Below are 7,346 nucleotides of genomic sequence, written 5' to 3' on the forward strand. Positions count from 1 at the left end.
TCTTCGCGCTTTTTTATTTTTTTTTTTTGCTTTGGGGGGGTGGCTGGGGGTGTTTTTCGGGGGGGGGGGCGGGCGGCGCGCGGGGGCCCCCCCCCGGAGCGGACTTCAGGGGGGGTGTCGGGTCAGCCGACCTTCTGCACGGTCCAGACCTGTGGGGCCCGGCCGTCCGCGCGCTGGAGGTCGAGCAGCCAGTTCCCGTAGTAGGGCCGGTTGCTCACGGTCAGCGCGAAGCCGCCGCTCGGGTCGGTGACGCTCACCGCGCCACCGCGGGTGGTCAGCTTCCAGCTCTGCGCGCCGGCGCGGCCGCAGGGCTGCTGCGCGACCCACATGCCCGCGGCGGGAGTACCGCCTGGCTGCAGGCACTTGCCGGAGACCGCGGAGCGGATGCGGACCAGTCCGCTGCCCGCGTCGTCGAAGTACCACTGCTGCTGCGCGTACCCGTTGGAGCGCGCCCCGACGAGCACGGTGCCGTCGGCGCTGCGACCGCCCCACACCTCGGCGGCCATGCCCGTGCTGCCGTTCCCGAGCAGGTACCGGGTCCCGGGGGTGGTCGCGCCGCCGCCCGTACCCTTCGTACGGAAGGACGCAGCCTTGCCGGCTCCGCTGTCCCGGTCGGCGCTGTCGCGGACGGAGACGGCGACCGTGTAGGAGGTGTCGGCCCGGAGGTTGTAGACGCGCAGCACCGGGGACTGGACCCAGCCCAGGTGCTTGCCGTTCAGCAGGACCTGGTACCAGGCTGCTCCCTCGACCTTGGGCCAGCTCACGACGGCGGAGTCCGACTGGATCTGGCCCACCGTCACGGCCGGTCCACCCGTGGGCTTCTTGGTCGGGCCGGGAGTCGGCTTCTTGGTCGGCGAGGGGCTCGGGTTCGGACCGGGGTCGGTGCCGCCGCCGCCCTTGTTCTTCATCAGGAACTGGTTGTCGGCGATGTTCCAGTGCGTGGCCAGGTAACTGCCGGCCTTGGGGCTGGTGTGGAAGTAGTCGTCGTGGTTGCAGTCCAGGATGTTCTCGGAGGCCTGGTTGGTGCAGACGTTGCGCATCTGCGGGTAGTACGGGGTGTCCGAGTAGCACATGACGTCGAACTCGTCGGTGCAGTGCGCGCCGCGGCTGGTGTTCGGGGCGCTGTTGTTGACCGCGCCCAGGTTGTGGCCGAGTTCGTGCGCCGCGGTGTGGCCGCCCCAACAGCCGGAGTCCGTACGTCCGTACGAGGGACCGAAGTTGCTGATGTTGGCCTGGCCGGGCCGCTCGTCGCCGTTGAAGGTTCCTATGCCGCAATAGACCTGGGTGTCCGCGAAGATCATGTACTTGCGGTCGCGACGGTCGAGCCCCTTGCCGGCGAGCGCGGCGTTGGTCGCGCTGAACTCCGCGAGCGCGGAGTCCGGGAGCTCGATGTTGAGCACGGTCGGGGTGCAGTCGACGGCCGTCACGTAGCGGATGTGCCGGACCCCGCCGGTCTCCTGGGCGCTGGCGGCGTAGATGAGGTCGGCGTCGGCCGCCCATTTGCGGAACGATGCCACGTACTCGGAGTAGCGGTCACGGCCGGGGCCGTGGACGTACACGACCTGGACGCGGTTGCCCGTGCTGCCGTCTCCGTCGCACTGGACGGTCTGGCCCGCGGGGCCGGCGGCGACGGCCTGGCCGGCGGCCGAGGGCGCGGGCGCTGCGGACTTGTCGGCTGCGCCGTCGGCGTCGGCCGCGGGCGCGTCCTGAGGACGCCCGCCGCCTTCGCCCGCCGCCGGGTCGTCGGCGGCGGGGCGGGCCGGGTCGGCTGCCGGCGACGAGGCCTTGACGGCGGGCGCGATGTCCTTCGTTATGTCGACGCCCTTGGGCGGGGCGTCGGGACCGTGGGTACACAGACCCGCGCCGGTTCGGTAGACGCCGGCACACCGGTCGCCCTTCGGCGCGGGGGCGAGGCCGTCGTAGACCATGCCGCGCGCGCTCTCGTTGGCGGGGGCGGCCGCGAGGGGTTCGGGTTCCTGGTCCCGTGCGGGCGCGGCGGCCGGTGCGGCGGCCTCCGTACCGGCTTGTACGGACACGGCCTGGGCGCCATCGCCCAGGCCGGAGTAGGCGATGCCGGCGGCGATCACCGCGGTCGAGACCATGGCGGCGGTGAGGAGCATCAACCGCCGCGGCTTGCGGCGGTGTTCGCGCCGTCTGCGTCGTCCTGCTGTCATGGGCACCTCAAATGAACGTCGGATGAGTGGGTGCGCAGAAGCCTGCCAGACGAATGCGGCGGAGAATTCGGACAAAGAGGGGCGTGGTTCGAGAAATCGTTCCGTTACCTGTTCGTCGGATCTGATGAACACTCAAGAGTCAATAAAATAAGGTGAGTTACGCGCGTCGTGCGGTATTGGTCCAGGCCTTATAGAGGGCAGTCGTTATCTAATCGAGATAACAAATGGAGTCCTATTGACGGGAATTCAGTCAAGGATTCACCTAATTACTACCTGCCGAATTCCCTTGGTCACGACCCGTGAGGAAGGCGCTGCCCGGTCGGCTCGGCGGAACACGGAGGCGTGCTCCACGGCCCCCTGACGGAACGTCCGGGCTCGCGGCGGCCCGGCGGCCCGGAAACAGGGCCTGCGACCAGGCCGACACCCTGACCATCTACCTGGAAGAGGCCGCCGACCTGCTGGAGTACCCGGCGCTGGCCACACGGGACCGGCCCGGCCTCGTCGGCAACCGGCTGGTGTGGGGGAGCAGCCTGTACCCCGGCGATGCGGGAGCCCGGCACCCTCTGACCGGGTCACCCGCCAGTCCTTCACCGTGCCCTACAACAAGACGTTCACCGTGAAGGTGACCACACCGAGCAGCAAGTACCCGTCCGACGGATGGCGGGTGTACACGCCGGGCACCTCCGACATCGGCCCCGGCACGGGCAAAAAGGTGCTCCGCCAGACGCGCGCCCAGACGCAGATCGCCGGTGAGCGCTTCGGGCCGCGTCCGGTGGCCAAGGGGCGGCCGCTGTACGTCGCCGCGGTCCTGGACCACTACACCCCCACCGAGGGGTTCGTGCCGTACGCCGGCCGGAAGGTCCGCTATTACTTCCGGCCCGACGGTTCCACCGTGTGGAAGCAGACGGGCACCTCTCCGGCACCGGCCTGGAGGGACGCATCGCAGTCACCGGCTGAGCCGCCACGGTCCGTGAGGGTCGGGGCCGTCGAGGTCCGCGATCCGTGGGCGCCGCCGCCCACTGTGGCGAAGGCCCCGCCCCTGCGGCGGGCCCCGCTCCGGCCCCGGCGCCGCTCAGGTGGTGGTTTCCGCTGCGCGCGGATCACCCGCACGTGCTGGTGACCCGGCTGACGAAAATCACCCCCGGTCCACCCGGCGTGGCACACATGGCCCCTCGGCCCCTCGGCCCCTCGTCTCGTCCACGAGGAGCCGAGTCCGGCCGGGGGAGTCAGGGGAGTTGGATGGCGTTCCAGTCCCAGCCGGCGCTGGCGGGGACGGTGTAGCCGACGGTGAAGTCGTCGAAGCCGCCGTCGGGCTTGGTGAGTGAGCTGTAGAAGCCGATGGCGGTGTTGGCGTGGTGGTAGACCATGACCGCATCGGAACGACCGTCGCCGTTCACGTCACGCAGCACGCGTCGAGTCGTCTCCTTGATCCAGCTGCCGAGGTCGTCGGTGCGGGCGGAGACGGCGCCGGTACGCGTTTCGGTCGGGTCCATGCCCAGACAACCACCCTGCCAGGAGCGGCTGTTGACGCCGACCAGCTCTCCGGCCGCGTTCAGTAGCGGGCCGCCCGTGTCGCCCTTGCAGATGGCGTCGGCGCCCTTCCCCGTGATGGTCAGGGTGGTGGCGTCGGAGCTGTTGAGGGTGAAGGCGCCGGTGTGGAGCTTGCCGGGCACCCACTCGGTCCTGGTCCGCCCGAAGCCCACGGCGGTCAGATCGACGCCGGCTGCGGGGACGGTGCCCGCCTGCTTGACGCCCGCGATGCCGGCGGCGGGAGCGGCAAGGCGGGCCAGGACGACGTCCCGGTCGGTGCGCGGGACCAGCTCGACGACCTCTACGCGCCTGCCGTCGGCGAGGGTCATGGTGGTCTTCAGCGCGGGCGCACCGGCCGGCACCGCAGCACCGGCCGTCGCGGCGAAGCAGCTTGCGGCGGTCAGGACCCAGGAGTCGTCGACCAGGGCGCCGGTGCAACCGCGGCTGTTCGCTTCGTCGCCGATGCTCAGCTCGACGACGGAGGGGTGCCGGCCGGCCGCCGCCTCCGGGCCGGAGACGGCTCGGGCGACGCCGACGGGGACGAGGCCTCCGACGACCGCGGTCGCGGTGACGAGCAGGCCCGATATCCGGGCGGTGCGCGGATGGAGTGCAGACATGTGCGGTTTCCTTACTGGGGAAAGGTGTCGGTGACCGAATGCGCCGGATTCCGGTCGTGCTGCGCGGGACCGGTGATCGGCCTTGCGATCCTGTGCCGCAAGGCGCGGGCTACTTGGTGGTTCGGATCTCGACCAGCGTGTGCTCGCGACCGTCGGCGGACTCGCCGACTCCTTCCCACGTCTTCGCAGGGATGTCGTACGTGACACGGTCGTTCTCGGCGGTCATCTCGAGGTGAGTGGTGCTGACATCGCTGGTTCGCACCCCGTGCACCGACTCGAGTTCAAGGGCGAGGTAGCCCTTTTCGCCGGTGACCTTGAAGCACACGTCCGCCCGATCGCGGGCGAGGAATCTCAGGAGGTTCTGCTCGCTCGCACAGTCGGCGAGCACGATGTAGCCGTCGCCGCATTTGAGGAGGATGCCCTTCTCGGCGAGGATCTTGTCGGCATTCGGGTAGCCGTAGTCCTCGACGGCATATCCGGGTCCCGCGTCGGCGACGGGTCCGGTGGCGGCATGGGAAGGCTGGTTCCCGGCCGTCACGGCCCAGGCCAGGGCGCCGGCTGCGGTCGCCATGGCCAGAATGCGTACGAGCGTGCTGCGTGGCTTCATCGCAGTCCTAGAAGTCGAGAGATATCAGGAGTCGGCAGGGGAACTCCTCTACTGCCTCATTTGGTTCAAGTGCCTTATGAGAAAAGGGCTTTGTGGGCGCGTCCCCTGCAGAGAGACCGTCCTGCGGATCACGGTCCCAGCGTGACGTTGAACTCGATGACCTGGGTCTTGGGGGACATCGGTCCGGAGTCGCCGATGATCTTGTTGAAGAGTGAACCGACGGTCTTGCTCCACACCTTCGTGTACCCGATGACCGGCGGGTGGGTCGCGGACTCGACGTCCGACTCGTTGAAGGCGGTGTAGCGCCACACGACGGAGCCGTCGTCGTTCTTGCGGATGGGGGTCATCCTGACGTAAGGCGAGCCCAGGAACGTGTACGCGAGGTTTCCGGTGAGACCGGCGGTGGCGAGAGCCCCGTAGTCCCGGCCGTACTTCTCGATGCCGTCGAAGCCGCCGAGCTGGTAGTCGTACATGTAGGTGTGACCCAGCTCGTAGTCCCCGCTCTGGGTGCGGGCGGCGGAAGTAGGCGACGGCCTGCTTCGTGAACTCGTGGTCACGGTAGAGGGTGGTGAACTCGTCGTCCGGACCGAAGCACTGCGCCTTGGGACCGGTTCCGAGCAACCAGTCCCGGCCCAGCTCCCACGGGTTGGTGCTGTTGTCGGATTCGATCGGCTTGCCGAACGGCGTAAGACAGCTCTCGGCGCCGTCCGGAAGACCGTTTTCCTGTGGCTTGATCGGAACGGTCGCGTTGTCCAGTGCCTTCTGGGCCGCCTCGCGGAGCGCGGCGTCTATGACGAGGACCTTGGCATCGAACGCGGCCCGAGCGGCGGCGAGGACGTTCATGCCGGCCGCGAGCGCCGCCACTCGGGCGACTACGGCCGCGGCCGCGGCAGTGGCGGCGTAGTCCGCGGCGACGGTGGCGGACTGTACGGCCCGTGTCGCCGCCTGGCGCGCCACGTTGCCCGACTTGCGTGCCGCCGCGGCAGCCAGTGCGGCGGTCTCGGCGGACCGCGCGGCGGCTGCCGCGGATCCTTCGGCGGCTTCGGCGTTCCTGCGTGCTTCGTCGCCGGACCGCTTGGCGTCGGCCGCGTAGCCCTTGGCGAGTTGGGCCCACTCGGCCGCCTTCTCGGCGGCGTTGCGCGCGAGGGCCGCCGCCTCCGAGGCCCGTGCCGCGTTCTCCTGCGCTTCCTGGGCGACCTTGGCCGCACCCGCGATCATCGCGCGGACCGCGCTGATGTGCGTGGCGCGGTCGTGGTCGATCCTCGCGAACTCGTACTGCGTGGTCCCGATGAACTGGCGCAGCATGTCCGTGTCGCCTTCGAGCGCAACCTTGGCGGCCGCCTTCGCGTAGGGGCCTCCCGTGACCAGGAGGGTGGTGGCCTTCACACGGTCGTCCTCACGGACGGCTGCGGCACGCTCGACGTGCAGGAAGGCGTGCAGGGCCTCGGCGGTGCCCTTCTCCAGCGCGGCCTCGGCCGCACGCCGCACGGCGGGACCGGTGTCGTCGTCGGCCAGGACCGTGGTCACCTCGACCCGGTTGTCCTCCTTGGCCGCCTCGATCGCCCCGCTCTCGAGGAAGGTCCTGATCTTCGCTGCGTCCTCGGTCTTCAGCACCGCTGCGGCCGCCAGGGCCACCTTCTGGGTCGAGACCGCCGCCGTCGCCGCGACGTTCTCGGCGTTGTCCTGCCGCAGGGCTATGACGCGGTCGGCGTCGATCCAGTGGGCGACGTCCTCGTCCGAGCCGGCCAGCGCGAACTCCGCGGCCGTGCGGGTCCACGTGCCCGCCCGCTCGATGAGCCGGACCGCCGCCTTGCGGCCGGCCGTCACGGCCCCCGCGGTCCGGCCGTCCTTCAACGCCGACTCGGCGGCGCCGATGAGCGCGAGCAGCTCCGCGTCCAGGCGGGCTTCCTGCGTCCGCTCCCGGTTGAGCCGTTCGAGCCGGCCCGTCTCTGCCGTCGCCCCGACCCGCGCCTGTTCGATCGCCTCGGCGGTCTCCTCGTCCAGTCTGGCGGACTCGGCCTCACGGGCCGCCTGCTCGACCTCGCTCGCCTTGGCGACGGCGTCGGCGGCCTTGCCCGCGGCCTCGAGGGCCGCGTTGGCGGCTGCCGTCGACCGGTTGGCGTAGTCCACCGCCTGGCCGGCATGGTTCGCCGCTTCCACAGCGGCCGCGGCCGCCCTCTCGGCGTGATCGGCTGCGCTGTTGGCCGCGTCGCGCGCCGTGCGGGCGGGGCGGCTGCCTGTCCGGCCAGGCTCCGCGACTTGCTCGCGGCCTGCGTCGCCCTGGCCGCGGCGGCCTCGACCACCTCGGCGGCCTCGACGACCGCCGGCGCCTCCTCGACGATGACGTGCGCGTTGGTGCCGCTGATGCCGAACGCCGACACACCGGCCCGGCGCACCCCGCGCGGGCCCGCCTCCAGG

At 70.5% G+C, this 7,346-nt stretch carries 5 protein-coding genes; 1 reads left to right on the forward strand and 4 read right to left on the reverse strand.

The features are described from left to right. Nucleotides 1-122: 122 nt before the first annotated feature. The gene (locus tag ACFVX6_RS40230; protein ID WP_389699543.1) at nucleotides 123-2,174 is read right to left on the reverse strand and encodes an RICIN domain-containing protein; all 2,052 of its coding nucleotides are present in this window, start codon (nucleotides 2,172-2,174) and stop codon (nucleotides 123-125) included. Nucleotides 2,175-2,766: 592 nt separating this feature from the next. On the opposite strand from ACFVX6_RS40230, the gene ACFVX6_RS40235 reads away from it, so the two are divergent. After that, nucleotides 2,767-3,294 (forward strand): hypothetical protein, encoded by a 528-nt coding sequence (locus tag ACFVX6_RS40235; protein WP_389699544.1) that lies wholly within the window; start codon nucleotides 2,767-2,769, stop codon nucleotides 3,292-3,294. A 106-nt stretch (nucleotides 3,295-3,400) separates the two neighbouring features. Here ACFVX6_RS40235 and ACFVX6_RS40240 read toward each other — a convergent pair whose 3' ends face one another. The 3 genes from ACFVX6_RS40240 to ACFVX6_RS40250 form a co-directional block, all read right to left on the reverse strand. Continuing rightward, a complete protein-coding gene (locus tag ACFVX6_RS40240; RefSeq protein ID WP_389699545.1) occupies nucleotides 3,401-4,321 on the reverse strand; it encodes a S1 family peptidase in 921 nt (306 codons plus the stop codon). A gap of 109 nt (nucleotides 4,322-4,430) precedes the next feature. Then, nucleotides 4,431-4,928 carry a hypothetical protein gene (locus tag ACFVX6_RS40245; RefSeq protein WP_389699546.1) on the reverse strand — a complete coding sequence of 166 codons (498 nt, stop codon included), beginning with the start codon at nucleotides 4,926-4,928 and terminating at the stop codon, nucleotides 4,431-4,433. 48 nt (nucleotides 4,929-4,976) lie between these two features. After that, the gene (locus ACFVX6_RS40250; protein ID WP_389699547.1) at nucleotides 4,977-7,088 is read right to left on the reverse strand and encodes an ALF repeat-containing protein; all 2,112 of its coding nucleotides are present in this window, start codon (nucleotides 7,086-7,088) and stop codon (nucleotides 4,977-4,979) included. Nucleotides 7,089-7,346: the final 258 nt, after the last annotated feature.

Source organism: Streptomyces sp. NPDC058289 (assembly GCF_042880975.1).
GTDB lineage: Bacteria > Actinomycetota > Actinomycetes > Streptomycetales > Streptomycetaceae > Streptomyces > Streptomyces stoeckheimensis.

Excerpts from the sequence above, each read along its gene's own strand:
- ACFVX6_RS40245 (WP_389699546.1), bottom strand. The coding sequence starts at position 4,928 with ATGAAGCCACGCAGCACGCTCGTACGCATTCTGGCCATGGCGACCGCA.
- ACFVX6_RS40240 (WP_389699545.1), bottom strand. The coding sequence starts at position 4,321 with ATGTCTGCACTCCATCCGCGCACCGCCCGGATATCGGGCCTGCTCGTC.
- ACFVX6_RS40230 (WP_389699543.1), bottom strand. The coding sequence starts at position 2,174 with ATGACAGCAGGACGACGCAGACGGCGCGAACACCGCCGCAAGCCGCGG.